General features: G+C 72.5%; 15 protein-coding genes. 12 read left to right on the top strand and 3 right to left on the bottom strand.

All coding sequences use genetic code 11. The features are described from left to right. Window positions 1-213: 213 nt before the first annotated feature. The 3 genes from ACIRD8_RS18890 to ACIRD8_RS18880 all read left to right on the top strand — a co-directional run bounded on the left by ACIRD8_RS18890 (window position 214) and on the right by ACIRD8_RS18880 (window position 2,591). Entirely contained in the window at window positions 214-1,386 is a 1,173-nt protein-coding gene (locus ACIRD8_RS18890) for a glycerophosphodiester phosphodiesterase (RefSeq protein WP_403992432.1), read from the top strand. A gap of 94 nt (window positions 1,387-1,480) precedes the next feature. After that, window positions 1,481-2,050, top strand: a complete 570-nt coding sequence (locus ACIRD8_RS18885) for a sigma-70 family RNA polymerase sigma factor (RefSeq protein ID WP_403992429.1) — start codon at window positions 1,481-1,483, stop codon at window positions 2,048-2,050. A gap of 37 nt (window positions 2,051-2,087) precedes the next feature. After that, window positions 2,088-2,591 (top strand): GNAT family N-acetyltransferase, encoded by a 504-nt coding sequence (locus tag ACIRD8_RS18880; protein ID WP_403992426.1) that lies wholly within the window; start codon window positions 2,088-2,090, stop codon window positions 2,589-2,591. Window positions 2,592-2,633: 42 nt separating this feature from the next. On the opposite strand, the gene ACIRD8_RS18875 is transcribed toward ACIRD8_RS18880, so the two are convergent. Both ACIRD8_RS18875 and ACIRD8_RS18870 read right to left on the bottom strand, forming a co-directional pair. Further along, window positions 2,634-3,095, bottom strand: a complete 462-nt coding sequence (locus tag ACIRD8_RS18875) for a hypothetical protein (protein WP_403992424.1) — start codon at window positions 3,093-3,095, stop codon at window positions 2,634-2,636. A gap of 2 nt (window positions 3,096-3,097) precedes the next feature. After that, entirely contained in the window at window positions 3,098-3,457 is a 360-nt protein-coding gene (locus ACIRD8_RS18870; protein WP_403992421.1) for a hypothetical protein, read from the bottom strand. 585 nt (window positions 3,458-4,042) lie between these two features. Here ACIRD8_RS18870 and ACIRD8_RS18865 point away from each other — a divergent pair. From ACIRD8_RS18865 to ACIRD8_RS18830, 8 genes are all read left to right on the top strand, one after another. Continuing rightward, the gene (locus ACIRD8_RS18865) at window positions 4,043-5,113 is read left to right on the top strand and encodes a methionine ABC transporter ATP-binding protein (protein WP_403992418.1); all 1,071 of its coding nucleotides are present in this window, start codon (window positions 4,043-4,045) and stop codon (window positions 5,111-5,113) included. After that, window positions 5,110-5,781 (top strand): methionine ABC transporter permease, encoded by a 672-nt coding sequence (locus ACIRD8_RS18860; RefSeq protein WP_403992415.1) that lies wholly within the window; start codon window positions 5,110-5,112, stop codon window positions 5,779-5,781. Before ACIRD8_RS18865 ends, ACIRD8_RS18860 begins: the two co-directional genes overlap by 4 nt. A gap of 67 nt (window positions 5,782-5,848) precedes the next feature. After that, a complete protein-coding gene (locus ACIRD8_RS18855) occupies window positions 5,849-6,715 on the top strand; it encodes a MetQ/NlpA family ABC transporter substrate-binding protein (protein ID WP_403992412.1) in 867 nt (288 codons plus the stop codon). A gap of 142 nt (window positions 6,716-6,857) precedes the next feature. After that, a complete protein-coding gene (locus ACIRD8_RS18850; RefSeq protein ID WP_403992409.1) occupies window positions 6,858-7,496 on the top strand; it encodes a GNAT family N-acetyltransferase in 639 nt (212 codons plus the stop codon). A 120-nt stretch (window positions 7,497-7,616) separates the two neighbouring features. Then, on the top strand, window positions 7,617-8,831 hold the full coding sequence (gene cbiE, locus ACIRD8_RS18845) for a precorrin-6y C5,15-methyltransferase (decarboxylating) subunit CbiE (RefSeq protein ID WP_403992407.1): 1,215 nt from the start codon (window positions 7,617-7,619) through the stop codon (window positions 8,829-8,831). A gap of 332 nt (window positions 8,832-9,163) precedes the next feature. Beyond that, a complete protein-coding gene (cobT, locus tag ACIRD8_RS18840; RefSeq protein WP_403992404.1) occupies window positions 9,164-12,439 on the top strand; it encodes a nicotinate-nucleotide--dimethylbenzimidazole phosphoribosyltransferase in 3,276 nt (1,091 codons plus the stop codon). 263 nt (window positions 12,440-12,702) lie between these two features. Beyond that, entirely contained in the window at window positions 12,703-13,956 is a 1,254-nt protein-coding gene (cobA, locus tag ACIRD8_RS18835) for a uroporphyrinogen-III C-methyltransferase (protein ID WP_403992401.1), read from the top strand. Window positions 13,957-14,052: 96 nt separating this feature from the next. Then, window positions 14,053-14,871 carry a TrmH family RNA methyltransferase gene (locus ACIRD8_RS18830; RefSeq protein ID WP_403992398.1) on the top strand — a complete coding sequence of 273 codons (819 nt, stop codon included), beginning with the start codon at window positions 14,053-14,055 and terminating at the stop codon, window positions 14,869-14,871. On the opposite strand, the gene ACIRD8_RS18825 is transcribed toward ACIRD8_RS18830, so the two are convergent. Further along, entirely contained in the window at window positions 14,850-16,196 is a 1,347-nt protein-coding gene (locus ACIRD8_RS18825; RefSeq protein WP_403992395.1) for a protein kinase, read from the bottom strand. The two genes, ACIRD8_RS18830 and ACIRD8_RS18825, sit on opposite strands and share 22 nt — an antisense overlap. 205 nt (window positions 16,197-16,401) lie before the next feature. Between ACIRD8_RS18825 and ACIRD8_RS18820 the strand changes: the two genes are divergently transcribed. Further along, window positions 16,402-16,653 (top strand): hypothetical protein, encoded by a 252-nt coding sequence (locus tag ACIRD8_RS18820; RefSeq protein ID WP_403992392.1) that lies wholly within the window; start codon window positions 16,402-16,404, stop codon window positions 16,651-16,653. Window positions 16,654-16,787: the final 134 nt, after the last annotated feature.

Here is a 16,787-nt window from a genome sequence, read left to right as displayed (position 1 = left end):
GCCGGGCGGCCGGGGCGGGAATTCGCGAGGGTCTGTGCAGGTGAGGACGATACTCGCGGGTACCGCCTCTCCGCACATCGGGTTCACCCAGCGGATACGCAGTGTTGACGTGTGTTTCCGCCATGTTCGTCCACGGTCCGCCCCACCGATGGCGTAGCTGCCTACGATCGAGCCTCGCCCGAAGGTGCCAGACATCACACGCGAGGAGCAGCCATGACAGAGCGCGCGCAGACCGGGCCGGGCCGGCGGACACTCCTGGGGGCGGCCGTCCTCGGCACGGCGGCCCTCGGAACGGCCGGAGCGGCCGGCACGGCCGACGCAGCCGGGCGTGTCGCCCCGGACGGACGCGGCGGTGGCAACGGCGGTTACCGGGGCCTGCCCGCGCCCACCGTCATCGGCCACCGCGGCGCCAGCGGCTACCGCCCCGAGCACACCCTCGGCTCCTACCAGCTGGCCCTGGACATGGGCGCGCACATCGTCGAGCAGGACCTCGTGCCGACCAAGGACGGCCACCTGGTCTGCCGCCACGAGAACGACATCACCGCAACCACCGACGTCGCCGAGCACCCCGAGTTCGCGAGCCGCAAGGCCACCAAGAAGGTCGACGGGGTCTCGCTCACCGGCTGGTTCACCGAGGACTTCACCCTCGCCGAGCTGAAGACCCTCCGGGCGAAGGAGCGCATCCCCGGCAACCGCCAGGAGAACACGCTGTACGACGGCCGCTGGGAGATCCCCACCTTCGAAGAGGTCCTGCGCTGGGCGGACAAGGAGGGCCACAGGCGCGGCAAGCCCGTCTGGCTGTACGTCGAGACCAAGCACCCCTCGTACTTCAGGGGCCTCGGGCTCGGCCTTGAGGAGCCGCTCGCCAAGCTGCTGCGCCGCCACGGCCGGCACCGGGCGAACTCCGCGCTGCTCCTCCAGTCCTTCGAGCCGGACTCGATGCGACGGCTCTCGAAGCTCGTCGCCACGCCCAGGGTCGTCCTGCTGTCCGGTCCGGCCGAACGGCCCTGGGACTTCGTGGAGGCCGGTGACCCGCGCACCGTCGCCGACCTCGTGAAGCCCGCCGGGCTGAAGTGGATCGCCTCCTTCGCCCAGGGCATCGGCCCCACGCTGGACCTGATCATCCCCAAGGACGGCCAGGGACGGCTGACCACCCCCACGACCCTGGTCGCCGACGCGCACGCGCGGGGCCTGGTCCTGCACCCGTACACGATGCGCAACGAGAACACGTTCCTGCCCGCGGACTTCCGGCGCGGCACGGACCCGAACGCGTACGGCGACGCGTTCGGCGCCTTCAAGGCGTACTTCGCCACGGGCATCGACGGGGTCTTCTCCGACAACCCGGACACCGCCCTGCTCGCGGCGGCGGACTTCGCCGGGCGCTGACCCCGGGCACGTCAGCCGCGCGGCCCGCATGCCCCGGTCGGGTGGAGCTCCTCGTGTGCGGCAACCCGCCGCGCACGGGGAGCGTTGACGGGGCATGACTCTTCTTGATCATGTTCCCGCGGCCCCGGCCGAGAGGGCGGGCGACGGCTGGCGGGCGGTCGTGCACGCCCTGCACGCACTGGTGCGGGCGGAGGCGGGAGCCGAGGCACAGGCCGCCGGGGTCGAGGCCGCGGACCTGGAGCAGTCGGTGTGGCTGAGGCTGCTGGAGCGCCGGCCCGGCCCGCAGGTGCCCGCCGACCCCGCCCGCTGGGTGCGCTCCGCCGTGCGGGCGGAGGCGCGCATGGCCCGTCGCAGGAGCCGGCGCGAGCGCGGCTACACCGCCGGTGAGCCCCCGGGCGACTGGGCCGACTGCCCCGAACGGATCGCGCTGGGAGCCGACGAACGCCGTGCGCTGCGCACCGCGGTGGGCCGGCTGCCCGGACGCTGCCCACGGTTAATCGAGGCGATGCTGGCTCCCCACGATCCGACCTACCGGGAAATCGCAGGGGAGTTGGGTATGTCACAGGGGAGTTTGGGCCCGATGCGTTCCCGATGCCTTGGATGTCTGCGCAGAATGCTCGCGGCGGAGGTTGTAGCTCCTGAACTGCGGGGAATGGAGCGGTAGACAACCGGCGGAACAGGTGAGCGGGAGGCATGCACACATGGGCATGAGCGTGACCATCTCGGCGGCGACGGCACAGGACGTCGAGCAGATCTTCAGACTCCAGTACCTCTGTTTCCAGAGCGAGGCGGAGCTCTACGGCAACTACCGGATCGACCCACTCGTCCAGACCCTCGACTCCGTGCGGGACGAAGTCGCCACCGACCTGGTGTTCGTGGCCCGGCTCGGTGACGAAGTCGTCGGCTCCGTACGGGGTTTCACCGACGCGGACGGCGCCGGACGGATCGGCAAGCTCTGCGTCCACCCCCGGCTCCGTAACCACGGCCTCGGCAGCCGGCTCCTGCGGGCGGCGGAGTCCGGTCTGGCGGAAGGGCGTTCGGCGACCCGGTTCCGCCTGCACACGGGGGAGCGCAGCGAAGGCAATCTGCGTCTCTACCGCAAGGCGGGATACGCCAGGGTGGGCAACACCACCGGTGGTGACGGCGTCCGGCTGGTCCTCCTGGAGAAGGACGCCACCGCGCCGGCCTATGTGACCAGCGCCTGACCGGACGTTCCGCGTCAGGCGCTCGGTGCCGGGCGCTCGGTGTCAGGCGTTCCGTGCGTGGCGCAGCCAGATCATCCCGGTGACCGGCAGGATCACCGGGATGAAGAGGTAACCCATGCCGAAGTCCGACCACACCGTGGCGTCCGGGAACGCGGACGGCTTCACCAGCGTCCAGGTGCCGACGACCAGGACACCGGCCAGTTCGGCGGCGCAGCACACGAGCGCCGCCCGGCGGGCCTTCTCCCCTCCCCGCACCAGCGAGTAGGTGATGAATCCGTACACGACGGCGGCCACGGCCGACAGGACGTACGCCAGCGGCGCCTTGTCGAAGTCCAGGATCATCTGGACGATCGAGCGGGAGGCGGCGGCCACGGTGAACACCCCGTAGAACCAGACCAGTACCCGCCCCGGCCCGGTGCCGAGCTCGAACTGCTGCTTCTGCCCCGGGGCGTCCGGCTGCCGGGCCGGGGACGAAGGTGCCCCCGTGCGGTCGGTGTCGCTCATGGTCAGTTTCCCCAGATGTCGTAGAGCCGTACTTCGAGGACGGCGAGCACGACCGCACCGGCCGCCACCGTCACCGAGCCCCAGCGGGTCCGCTCCGTCAGCGACAGGAAGCCTGCCGCGGGCACGGCCGCGAAGGCGCCGATCAGATAGGCGATGAAGATCGTCATGCCCTGGTCGGGCCGCTCACCGCGCGCCAGCTGCACGATTCCCACGAGCAGCTGGGCCAGCGCCAGCACGGAGACGACCGCCATGCCGATGAAGTGCCAGTCCTTCGTGGGCTGGTCCCGGTAGGCGGCGATCCCGCACCAGGCGGCGAGGGCGAGCGCGGTCACGGCGACCGCGACCGTCAGGGCGTCAAGCATGAAGTGAGGGTATTACGGACGGGCGGAGCCCCCGCGTGCGGCCCCAGGACGCCCGGGCGGACGCCCGCCGGGCGGAGAGGGGCCACGGGAATCGTGGCCTTTGCCACAGGGCGCCCACAGCATGATCGCGCCGGCACCCGTGAACGTACCGGAAGGGCTGGCGTTTCCGCAGGTCACAGCCGCGCGTGCGGTGATCCTGGAGAGCTCCTGCCGGTATCCACGGCTGTCCGCTATTCGGACATGGTGGATCGCGCGGAAGTTACGTCTGTTTTACTTGGGGCATGACCACGACGAGCTACCGCAGCCCTGCGACCGAGGCGATCCTGACGCCCGGTGCTCGTTGTATGTGTCGAATGCGCGCCTTCTGAGGGTCCCCGCCTGAGCCTCGCGCCCCGAAGCGAGACCGAGCCCGTGCCGTCCGTACCCAGCGGATCGAGCCGGCCCGCCCACGCCCCGCGCCCAGCGGCTCCGCCGCGGCCGGACCATGACGACTCCCACCGGTCGACCACCGAGAACAGTCTCATCAGACCCATGCCCCGTGCCCGGCGGACACCGCGCCGTGCACTCGACAGTGACGGAAACCCTGTGATCACCACTTCGGGCCTCACGAAGGTCTACCAGTCACGCGGCCGCGAGGTCACCGCCCTGGACGGCGTGGATCTGCACGTCCGCGAAGGCGAGGTCTTCGGCGTCATCGGACAGAGCGGCGCCGGCAAGTCCTCCCTCATCCGCTGCGTCAACCTCCTCGAACGCCCCACCGCGGGCACCGTGACGGTCGCCGGACAGGACCTCACGGCACTCGCCGGCCGAGGCCGCCGCGCCGGCAAGGAGCTGCGCCGGGCGCGCAACCGCATCGGCATGGTCTTCCAGCACTTCAACCTGCTGGACTCGCGCACCGTCCGGGACAACGTCGAGCTGCCCCTGGAGATCCTCGGGATCTCCGGACAGGCGCGCACCCGCAAGGCGCTCGAACTCCTCGACCTCGTCGGCCTCGCCGACAAGGCCAAGGCCTACCCCGCCCAGCTGTCCGGCGGCCAGAAGCAGCGCGTCGGCATCGCCCGCGCCCTCGCGGGCGACCCCAAGGTGCTCCTCTCCGACGAGGCGACCTCCGCGCTGGACCCCGAGACCACCCGCTCCATCCTCAAGCTGCTGCGCGACCTCAACCAGGAGCTCGGCCTCACCGTCCTGCTCATCACGCACGAGATGGACGTCGTCAAGACCGTCTGCGACTCCGCCGCGCTGATGAAGAAGGGCCGCATCGTCGAGTCGGGCACCGTCGGCGGACTGCTGGCCACCCCCGGCTCCGAGCTCGCCCACGAGCTGTTCCCCGTCGGCGGCACCGCCGCCGGGCCCGGCTCCACCGTCGTCGACGTCACCTTCCACGGTGAGGCGGCGGCCCAGCCGGTGATCTCGCAGCTCTCCCGCACGTACAACATCGACATCTCGATCCTCGGTGCCGCGATGGACACCGTCGGCGGCAAGCAGATCGGCCGCATGCGCATCGAGCTCCCCGGCCGCTTCGAGGAGAACGTCGTACCGATCGGCTTCCTGCGCGAACAGGGCCTCCAGGCCGAGGTCGTGGACGGCGGACCCGCCGGCACCACCGACATCCCCTCCCAGACCCCCGCAGCGATCACCAAGGAGGTGGCGAAGTGACCTGGTCCGAAATGCAGCCACTGCTCACGCAGGGCACCGTGGACACCCTCTACATGGTGCTCTGGTCCACGCTCGTCACCGTCGTCGGCGGGCTGCCGCTCGGCATTCTGCTCGTCCTCACGGACAAGGGCGGACTGCTCCAGAACACCGTGGTGAACAAGATCGTCGGCGTGATCGTGAACATCGGGCGCTCCCTGCCGTTCATCATCCTGCTGATCGCCCTGATCCCCTTCACCACCTGGGTCGTCGGCACCTTCATCGGCCCGTCCGCGATGATCGTGCCGCTCGCCATCGGCGCGATCCCGTTCTTCGCGCGGCTCGTCGAGACAGCGGTACGCGAGGTCGACCACGGGCTCGTCGAGGCCGTCCAGTCGATGGGCGGGTCCATCCCGACGATCGTCCGCAAGGTCCTGCTGCCGCAGGCCCTGCCCTCGCTGGTCTCCGGCGTCACCACCACCGTCATCGTGCTCATCGGCTACTCCGCGATGGCCGGCGCCGTCGGCGGCGAAGGGCTCGGATCCAAGGCCGTCACCTACGGATTCCAGCGCTTCGACGACCAGTTCATGCTCATCACCGTCGCGCTGCTCATCGTCATCGTGACCGTGGTCCAGCTGATCGGCGACGGAGCCGGACGCCTGCTGGCCCGCCGGGGCCGCAGCACCTCCTGACCTTCTCCTCCCCCTGAAGCCCGAACTCCTTGTCCGGGCGCACCACCACCAGAAAGAGGCACTCTTCGTGCGTAAGAACATCAAGATCACCGCTGCCGCCGCTGCCACCGCCGCCCTCGCCATCGGGCTCAGCGCCTGCGGTACGGACTCGGACCCGGCCTCCAAGGGCGAGACCGGTGCCAAGGCGGACACCTCCAAGGCCCTCGTCGTCGCCGCGTCCCCGACGCCGCACGCCGACATCCTCAACTTCGTGAAGAAGAACCTGGCGGACAAGGCCGGCCTCAAGCTGGAGGTCAAGGAGTTCACGGACTACGTCCTGCCGAACACCGCCACCGAGAACGGTCAGGTCGACGCCAACTTCTTCCAGCACAAGCCCTACCTGGACGACTTCAACAAGCAGAACAAGACCCACATCGTCCCGGTCGTCAACGTCCACCTCGAGCCCCTCGGTCTCTACTCCAAGAAGATCAAGGACGTCAAGGACATCAAGGCCGGCCAGACCGTCGCCGTCCCGAACGACACCACCAACGAGGGCCGCGCGCTCCAGCTCCTCGCCGAGAACGGCCTGATCACCATCAAGGACGGCGTGGGCACCAACGCCAAGCTCAGCGACATCACGGACAAGAAGGGCCTGGAGTTCAAGGAGCTCGAGGCCGCGACCGTGCCCCGCGCCCTGAGCGACGTCGACGCCGCCGTCATCAACGGCAACTACGCGATCGAGGCCGGCCTGAAGCCCGCCCAGGACTCCCTCGTGCTGGAGGAGGCGGACGGCAACCCGTACGCCAACTTCCTGGCCGTCAAGGACGGCAACGAGGACGACCCCCGGGTCCAGAAGCTCGCCAAGCTCCTGAACTCCGACGAGGTCAAGAAGTTCATCGAGGACACCTACAAGGGCTCCATCGTCCCCGCCTTCGGCGTGCCCGCCAAGTCCTGACTCCCGGACACCACTTGCTCCACGAGCCCCGCACACCCGCACCAGGGTGTGCGGGGCTCCGCCGTGCCGACCCGGCCATGCGCATCCACGGTCCGATGCTGCATGCTGGTGCCTTTACACGGTCTTCTGCATGGAGCTGCGCATGACTACGACCTTCCCGTCCATCTCCATCAGCACGGACAGGTTGGTGCTGCGCCCCTTCGACATGGCGGACGTCCCGGCGTACATCGAGATGATGAACGACGAGCTGGTCACCGCCTGGACCGACGCCCCGTACCCCTACACCCAGGTCGACGCCGAGCGGTGGGTCCGCAGGATCGCGCCCGCCGAACGCACCCAGGGCAACGGCATCGTCTTCGCCGTCACCGAGTTCCTCACCCAGCGCCTCGTCGGTTCCGTACGGCTCCTCAACACCGACCGGCGCACCCTGGCCACCGAGGTCCGCTACATCACCGCCCCCTGGGCGCGCGGTGAGGGATACGCCACCGAGTCCGTGCTCGCCCTCGCCGAGTGGCTCTTCCGCGACCAGGGCTTCGAACGGATCGAGCTGCGCACCCCCGCCGGGAACACGGCCTCCCAGCAGGTCGCCCAGAAGCTGGGCTGCATCAGCGAGGGGGTCCTGCGCAACGCCCGCATAGCCAGGACGGCCACCGAGGACGGAGGCTGGACCGACATCAGGACCGACCTCATCGTGTGGGGGCTCCTGCCCGAGGACCTGGAGGGCGTCGCCGAGCAGCTGGCCGACGCGGGCGGCTACGGCACGTACAACGACTGGAACTGACCTCCCTCCCGTGTTCCGGGAGCCCCCGGCAGGGCGTGGGTACGGACCGGATACGCTCACCCTTGCTCCGCCCGTCCGGCGGAGCTCCCCTCCTGCTCACACCCCTGGAGACTGACGACGATGGCCGACCGGGTCACGGTGATCGGCTGGGACGGCTCACCCCTGACCGGCGCGGCCACCGCCGCGCTCTCGGCCGCCACGCTCGTCGCCGGTGCCGGCCACCACCTCGCGCTCCCCGAAGTCCCCGAGCGCGCGGAACGGATCCGGCTCGGCAGCGTCGACCTGGCCGCCCGCAGGATCGCCGGCCACCGCGGGAGCGCCGTGGTCCTGGCCGACGGCGACCCCGGCTTCTTCGGCGTCGTACGCACCCTGCGCAAGCCCGAACACGGCCTCGAGGTCGAGGTCGTCCCCGCCGTGTCGTCCGTCGCCACCGCCTTCGCCCGCTCCGGGATGCCGTGGGACGACGCGCAGATCGTCGTCGCCCACCCGCGCACCCTGCGCCGCGCGGTCAACGTCATCCGCGCCCACCACAAGGTGGCCGTCCTCACGTCCCCCGGCGCGGGCCCCGCCGAGCTCGCGCTGCTGCTCGAAGGCGTCCACCGCACCTTCGTGATCTGCGAGGAGCTCGGCACCGTACGCGAGCGGGTCACCGTCCTCACCTCCGACAAGACGGCCGACCACACCTGGCGCGACCCCAACGTCGTCATCGTGATCGGCGGCGGCCCCGAGACCACCGGCACCGTCCCCTGGATCGCCGGCCGCCGCACCGAGGACGTGCGGGGCTGGGCCCTGCCCCCCGCCTCCTACGGCGGCGCGGGGGAGACCGGCGAAGGGGAGTTCCCCGGACTGCGCGCCGCCCAGCTCGCCCGCCTCGGCCCGCGCACCGGTGATCTGGTCTGGGACATCGGCTCCGGCAGCGGCGCCCTCGCCGTGGAGGCGGCCCGCTTCGGCGCGGCGGTGCTCGCCGTGGACCGCGACCCCGACGCCTGCGCGCGCACGGCCACCGCCGCCCGTGCCTTCCGGGTGGGCGTCCAGGTCGTCAGGGGCGAGGCCCCGCACGTACTGGAGCGGCTGCCCGAACCCGATGTCGTACGGATCGGCGGCGGCGGGGTGACCGTGGTGACGGCGGTCGCCGACCGGCGGCCGGAACGCATCGTCACCCATGCCTCGAACCGGGACGAGGCGGAGGCGCTGGGCGGGGCGCTCTCGGAGAACGGATACGCCGTCGAGTGCTCGCTGCTCCAGTCCGTCGAACTGGACACCTCCGCCTGGGCGGAACGGGAACGGTCCGTCGTGTTCATGCTCTCCGCGATCCGGTCCGATCTCGCCCCCTGAGGTGTGCGCGGGGGAGCGCGAGGTAGGCTGACCGATTGTTGTACCGCGCCCGGCCGTTCGACGGTTCGTTCGTCAATGTCCGGAAAAGTGGACCGTTTTGGTCCGCGATGTGGTACGGCGTAACCGGGGGACGCGCAACGTGGCGCAGTCCACAGCGAGCCGAGGCAGAACTGTCTGTCGCGGCGGCGAACGGCCGCGAGAATGTATACCTCCGCGCGCGTTTCGTGCCGCGCGGGGAGCCCGCTCGTTCTTGTTGACGAGCACCGGCGTGCCGTGGTTCGGGCATCCCGGGCGAAGGGCGAAGGAGCACTGACGATGGGCGAGGGGTACGCATGACTGACACCGGCCAGATCCCGGGCGAGGGACTGCCGGAGAACGCAGGCATGGTGGAGCAGCCGGGCATCCCCGCCCCGGACGCCTACACCTACCTCGAACCCTCCGAGCACACACCCGAGGACGACGACCTCCTTCTGATGCCCGCGTCCCAGGGCGCGTGGAGCGACGCTCCGGCCGCGCAGGCGGGACTGCCCGAGCAGTACCCGGCGCACACCCCCGTGCAGGTGCCGGTGGCCGCAGCGCCGGCCCGGCGCCCGCTGCACCGCGGCCCCGCGTCCACCGAGGCGCCCTCCTACGGGGGAACGCCGACCGGCGGAGTGGTCCGTTCGCTCGCGGACCGTGGGCCGGCCGGCCCGCAGAACCCGATGCCCGTGCGGCACGCGGGCCCGCCGACGGCAGGGCCCGAGTACTTCGAGGTCCCGGCGGAGGACGCGGCCATGCTGCCGGGCCCGCAGCTGGGCGAGATCCCGCCCCAGGGCGCGTCCCCGTGGGGCGCGCCGGAGCCGGTCGCCGCACCCGAGCCTGCCGTGGCGCCGGAGCCGGTGGCCGTGGCCGATCCGGTCGCCGCTCCCGAGGCGGTTGCCGTGGCCGAGCCGGCCGCTGCTCCCGAGCCGGTGGCGGAAGCGCCCGCCGAGCCGGTGGTGGAACCCGAGCCGGAGCCGGTGGTGGAGCCGGAGGCGCCCGCCGAGCAGGCCGCGCCCGTGGAGCTCGCGGAATCCGATGAACCAGCGGCGCCGGCCGTACCCGTCGCGACTGCCGCCCCCGTCGCGCCCGCCCCGCCCGTCGCGCCCGCGGAAGCGGTCGCCCCGGAGCCCGTGGCAGCCGTGACGCAAGAGGCTCCCGTGACGCCGGAGGCTCCCGTGGAGCCGACGGAGGAGCCTGCCGCGGAGCGTCCCGCCGAGGTCCTGGCGGAGGCCCCCGCGCCCGTACAGGCCGACGCTCCCGCCGATGCACACGTCGTACCGCCCGTCGAGGCCGCCGCCCCGGCCGGGCCGGTCGGACAGTTCGTACCGGTGGAGGGCTCCGTACCGACGGCTCCCCACCTCGCCCCGACCCCGGTCGCCGAGGCCCCCGTGGCCGCCCCCGCCGAGCCGGCCGCCCCCGCCGCCGAGCCCGAGCAGGCGGCCGAGCCCGCTCCGGAGCCCGCGCCGCCCGTGGCGGAGCCGGTGGCGCCCGAGGCCCTGGAGCCACCGGAGCCGGTGGCCGTCCAGCAGCCCGAAGCCCTGCCCCAGCCCGTCGCGGTCCCGGAACCGGCACCCGAGCTCTTCGTCGTACCGCAGGCCGGACCCCAGATCCTCGCCGAGCAGGAGCCCGGTACCGGGCCCGAGATCATCGAGACCCCGGAGACCGGGACCCCGTACGCCGTGATTCCCGAGGTCCAGCCCCTGGAGGCGGAGGCCCCGGCCCCCGCCGAGGAGGCTCCCGAGGAGGCCCCGCCCGTCGAGGCGACGGACCGGCCCGAGGCCGTCGCAGCCGAAGCCGAAGCCGTAGCCGTGACCGTGGCCGAAGGTGACGCGGACGCCGAAGCGGCCCCCGCCTCCCCGCCCGCCCCCGGCTACGACGACGCCGAGCGCGAAGCCGTCCTGCGGGTGATGCGTGAACGCCGCGACATCCGCAACGGCTTCCGCAGCGACCCCATCCCGCACGAGGTCCTCCTCCGTGTCCTGGAGGCCGCGCACACTGCGCCGAGCGTCGGCCACTCGCAGCCCTGGGACTTCGTCGTCATCCGCTCCGCGGAGACGCGCCGCTCCATGCACGAACTCGCGCAGCGCCAGCGCGAGGCCTACGCCAAGTCGCTGCCGAAGGCCCGGGCCAAGCAGTTCAAGGAACTGAAGATCGAGGCCATCCTCGACACCCCTGTGAACATCGTGGTCACCGCCGATCCGACCCGCGGCGGCCGCCACACCCTGGGCCGGCACACCCAGCCGCAGATGGCCCCGTACTCCTCGGCGCTCGCCGTCGAGAACCTGTGGCTCGCCGCCCGCGCCGAGGGCCTCGGCGTCGGCTGGGTCAGCTTCTTCGACGAGCGCGAGATGGTCCGCGCGCTCGGTCTGCCCGACCACCTCGAAGTCGTCGCCTACCTCTGCGTCGGATACGTCGACGAGTTCCCCGAGGAGCCCGAACTGATGCAGGCGGGCTGGTCGAAGCGCCGCCCGCTGTCCTGGGTCGTCCACGAGGAGACGTACGGCCGCCGCGCCCTGCCCGGCGAGGAGCCGCACAACCTCCTCCAGGAGACGATCGCCAACATCCGCCCGCTGGACGCCAAGGCGCTCGGTGAGGCATGGGAACGCCAGAAGCGGATGACGAAGCCCGCCGGCGCACTCGGCATGCTGGAGATCATCTCCGCGCAGCTGTCCGGGCTCTCCCGGCTCTGCCCGCCGCCCGTCCCGGAGCCCGCCGCCGTCGCGATCTTCGCCGGTGACCACGGCGTCCACGCCCAGGGCGTCACCGCGTGGCCGCAGGAGGTCACCGGCCAGATGGTCGCCAACTTCCTCGGTGGCGGCGCCGTCTGCAACGCCTTCGCCGCCCAGGTCGGCGCCGAGGTCTGCGTCGTGGACGTCGGTGTGGCGTCCGAACTCCCCGCGACGCCAGGCCTGCTCCCCCGGAAGGTCCGCCCCGGAACGGCCGACTTCACCACCGGCCCCGCCCTCACCCGCGAAGAGGTGCTCGCGGCGATCGAGGTGGGCATCGAGACGGCCCGCGACCTGGTCGCGGCAGGCAACAAGGGCCTGCTCACCGGTGAGATGGGCATCGCCAACACCACCGCGTCGGCCGCCCTGATCTGCGTCTACACCGGCATGGACCCCGCGGAGGTGACCGGCCGCGGCACCGGCATCAACGACGAGATGCACGCCCGCAAGGTCGATGTCGTACGCCGCGCCCTGGACCTGCACCAGCCCGACCCGACCGACCCGATCGGGGTCCTGGCCGCGGTCGGCGGCCTGGAGCACGCCGCCATGGCGGGCTTCCTGCTGGGCGGCGCCTCGCTCCGTACGCCGGTGATCCTCGACGGCGTGAGTGCAGGCGCGGCCGCACTGGTCGCCCGGGCGATCGCCCCCGAGGCGCTCGCCGCGTGCATCGCGGGCCACCGCAGCGCGGAACCCGGCCATGTCGCGGCCCTCAACAAGCTGGGCCTGCGCCCCCTGGTCGACCTCGACCTGCGCCTCGGCGAGGGGACGGGCGCGCTGCTGGCCCTCCCCATCGTGCAGAGCGCGGCCCGTGCGATGCACGAGGTGGCGACGTTCGACGCCGCGGGCGTCACGGAGAAGTAGCAGCGGGGGGTTCCGGCCCGCACCCCAGCTCCTCGGACGCCGGAGGCGAGCCCGGCCTCGCCGGCGTCCGGGGCGCGGGGTCCGGGCCGGAGCGCCGGTCATGGGAAGGGCCGGGGCGGGGAACGAGCCCGCCGCAGGCGCCCCCCTCCGCCACCGCACCCCGTATCGTGAACCCCGCTCCACCCCGAAACCCCACGTCACCGCCGCTCCACCGCCGCAGCGGCCCGCAGCACACCGCACCTGCACGAGGAGCCCGCACGACCATGGCCGAGCATGACGATCACCCTGCCTACCCCGTCGGACTGCGCCTGAACGGGCGCCGCGTCGTCGTCGTCGGCGGCGGCCAGGTCGCGCAGCGCCGGCTGCCCGCCCTCATCGCGGCCGGTGCCGACATCACCCTGGTCTCCCCGTCCGCGACCGCGTCCGTCGAGGCGATGGCCGACACCGGTGAGATCCGCTGGGAGCGCCGCAGGTACCAGGACGGCGACCTCGCCGACACCTGGTACGCCCTCGTCGCGTCGTCCGACGCCGCCGCCAACGACGCCGCGTCCGCCGAGGCCGAGCGCACCCGCACCTGGTGCGTCCGGAGCGACGACGCGGAGGCGGCCACCGCCTGGACGCCGGCCACCGGCCGCAGCGAGGGCATCACCGTCGCGGTCCTCACCACCACCTCGCAGGGCCGCGACCCCCGGCACTCCGCCGCCGTCCGCGACGCGATCGTGGAGGGGCTGCGCGACGGCACCCTCGCCGCCCCGCACCACCGCACCCGCGCCCCCGGCGTCGCCCTGGTGGGCGGCGGGCCCGGCGACCCCGACCTGATCACGGTCCGCGGCCGGCGTCTCCTCGCCGAGGCCGACGTGGTCATCGCCGACCGGCTCGGCCCCCGCGACCTGCTCGACGAGCTCCCGCCGCACGTCGAGGTGATCGACGCCGCGAAGATCCCGTACGGCCGCTACATGGCGCAGGAGGCGATCAACCAGGCGCTGATCGACCACGCCAGGGCCGGCAGGTCCGTGGTCCGCCTCAAGGGCGGCGACCCGTTCGTCTTCGGCCGCGGCATGGAGGAGGCCCAGGCCCTGGCCGCCGAGGGCATCGCCTGCACGGTCGTCCCCGGGATCTCCAGCTCGATCTCCGTGCCGGGAGCGGCCGGGATCCCCGTCACCCACCGCGGGGTCGCGCACGAGTTCACCGTGGTCAGCGGCCATGTGGCCCCCGACGACCCGCGCTCCCTGGTCGACTGGGAGGCACTCGCGCAGCTGCGCGGCACCCTCGTCCTGCTGATGGCCGTCGACAAGATCGGCGCCATCTCCAAGGCCCTCATCGCCCACGGGAAGTCCCCGGACACCCCGGTGGCCCTGGTCCAGGAGGGCACCACGGCGGCCCAGCGCAGGGTCGACGCGACCCTCGCGGACGTCGGGGAGCGCGTCGTCGCGGAAGAGGTGCGCCCCCCGGCCGTCATCGTCATCGGTGACGTGGTTGCCGTCGGCACGGACCGGATCGGACCACTCGAAGGCTGAGCGGCCGGAACCCCGGCCCACGCCCTCCCGCACACCGCCCGGCGGGACCCCGCGCCCGCCGAGCGGCAGACCCTCCCCGACAAGGCAGTAGCACCCGTGGCTGAACTCATCACCGTCGACGACCCGGACGACCCCCGGCTGAGCGACTACACCGGCCTGACCGACGTCGAACTCCGGCGCCGACGCGAACCCGCCGAGGGTCTCTTCATCGCCGAGGGCGAGAAAGTCATCCGGCGTGCCGGGAACGCCGGGTACGAGATGCGGTCCATGCTGCTCTCCGCCAAGTGGGTCGACGTCATGCGCGACGTGATCGAGGAGGCCACCGCACCGGTCTACGCGGTCACGCCCGCCCTCGCCGAGCGCGTCACCGGCTACCACGTGCACCGCGGGGCCCTGGCCTCCATGCAGCGCAGGCCGCTCCCCGACGTCAGCGCGCTGCTGTCCCCGGAACACGGGAACGTACGGCGGGTCGCCTTGTTCGAGGACATCGTCGACCACGCCAACCTCGGGGCGGCCTTCCGCAACGCGGCCGCACTCGGCGTCGACGCCGTCCTGCTCACCCCGCGCTGCGCCGACCCGCTCTACCGGCGTGCGGTCAAGGTCTCGATGGGATCCGTCTTCCACGTCCCGTGGACCCGCCTGACGTCCTGGCCCGAGGACGTCGGCCTGCTGCGTGAGGCCGGCTTCACCACGGCCGCGCTCTGCCTGAGCGACAGGTCGATCACCCTGGACGAACTCGTCGCACGGCAGCACGAGAAGCTGGCGCTCGTCTTCGGCACGGAGGGCGACGGCCTCACCCCCGGGGCGCTCGCCGCGGCCGACGCCCATGTACGCATCCCGATGGACGCAGGGGTCGACTCGCTCAACGTCGCGGCGGCCTCCGCGGTCGCCTTCTACGCGACGCGGGCCGTCTGACCCCGGGCCCCGTCCGCCTGCCCCGGGTGGACGGCGGCCCCGTCGTACGTCGGTGACGGCGTGCCGCCCAGCCCGCGCGCCGGGCCCTGGCAGCCCTGGGCGGCCGCGATGCCCAGGGCGACCAGCAGCGTCACCACGACGAAGACCACGAGCCGCTGACGCAGCAGCCGTGGATTGGCCGGCCGCCGCTTCCCGCCCTTGCCCGCCGAGGTCGTCCGGACCCCGGGCCGCGAGGCCTGCCTGCCGTTCGTGCCCTTGGGCCCGTGGGGCTGCTGCCCGGAACGCGGACCGCCCCGCGCGGCACGGGGCTGCGAGCCACCCGTACGAGGAGGTGCCTGGCGCGAGGACGACGGGCGCCGCCCGCCCGGGGCGCGCGACTCCTGCGCGGGCCCTCCGGCCGTACGCCGGGTCGACTGCTCGGTGTACGGGCCCTCCAGCCGCCCGGTCGGCCGGTCAAGCTCCTGCGCGCCCCGCTGCGCGGGCGGCCTGCGCTCCTGCAGCCCCTGCGCCTCACGCGCGGCGATCTCCTTGAGCCGCATGGAGAGCTGCAGGGTGCTCGGCCGCTCCTCCGGGTCCTTCGCCAGACAGGCCCGTACGAGCGGGGCCAGCGCATCGTGCACGTCGAAAAGATGCGGCTCCTCGTGCACGACGCGGTAGAGCATCACCTCGGAACTGCCGTGCCCGAAGGGCGAGTCCGCCATCGCGGCGTACGCCAGGGTGGCCCCCAGCGAGAACACGTCCGTCGCGGGCGTCACCGCAGCACCGCGCACCTGCTCGGGCGCCAGGAACCCCGGCGAGCCGACGGCCGTACCGACATGGGTGAGCGTGCTGGCCCCGGTCGCCCACGCGATACCGAAGTCGATGATCCGGGGGCCCTTGGGGGAGAGGAGGATGTTGGACGGCTTCAGGTCACGGTGGACGACACCGGCCTCGTGCACCGCCACCAGGCCCTCCGAGAGCGCCGCCCCGATCGAGGCCACCTCGGCGGCCGACAGCGGGCCCTCCTCGACGACCTTGTCGTGCAGCGAGGGGCCGGGCACGTACTGCGTCGCGAACCACGGGCGGTCCGCCTCCAGATCGGCGGCCACCAGCCGGGCCGTACACCCGCCGCGGATCCTCCGGGCGGCGGACACCTCGCGCGCGAAACGCGAGCGGAACTCCTGATCCTCCGCCAGGTCCGGGCGGATCACCTTGAGCGCCACCCGCTGGCCCCTGCGGTCCGAGCCCAGATAGACGACGCCCATGCCGCCCGCGCCGAGCCGCCTGTGCAGCCTGAACGAGCCGACGACACGCGGGTCCTCGCGCCGGAGCCGCATCATCGCCATCGTCTGCCCATCCCCGCTGCCGGTCCGCCTGACGAGGCACAGCTTACGTACCCGTGGCGCGGCGCGCTCAGAGGCCGCGCCCTCGCCGGCCCATCGATTGTCAGTGCCCGGTGGGAGAATTGAGGAGTGGTCAGGGAGCCGGAGATCCAGGATCCGTGGCCCGTGCGAGATCTCAAAGGACCGTCGCATAAGGGGGATTGGATCCATGAAGGGTGATCGTGTGGAAATAGTCGTGGACGCGGGTGACACGACCAGGACGTACGAAGTGGTGGCCTCCAGAGCGGGCCGCCGGGTGGAGACAGCGGTCCGCCGGGGTGTGGTGGAAGTGAGTGAAGTCACCAGAAGTGGATCAGTTGTCCGCACCGCCCGCTTCATGGCGACCAGGGTGCTCGCCCTGGTCGAACAGCCGGTCCCCCGGGAGGACGCCACGGAGCGCCCTCTCCCGGAGACCCCCTAGCTGCCTGGGCGCCCCTGGCGCCCCATAGCGCCCGAAGACCTCCGTCGTGCGGTGACCCGGACACCCCGTCCACCGCCCGCCGGGGGTCTTCGTGCGTCCGGTGCCGGGGCCGGTCCGCACCACGGGGACGAATC

It is taken from the genome of Streptomyces sp. NPDC102451 (genome assembly GCF_044765485.1).
Lineage (GTDB): Bacteria > Actinomycetota > Actinomycetes > Streptomycetales > Streptomycetaceae > Streptomyces.
This window is presented reverse-complemented; position numbering and strand designations above follow the sequence as displayed.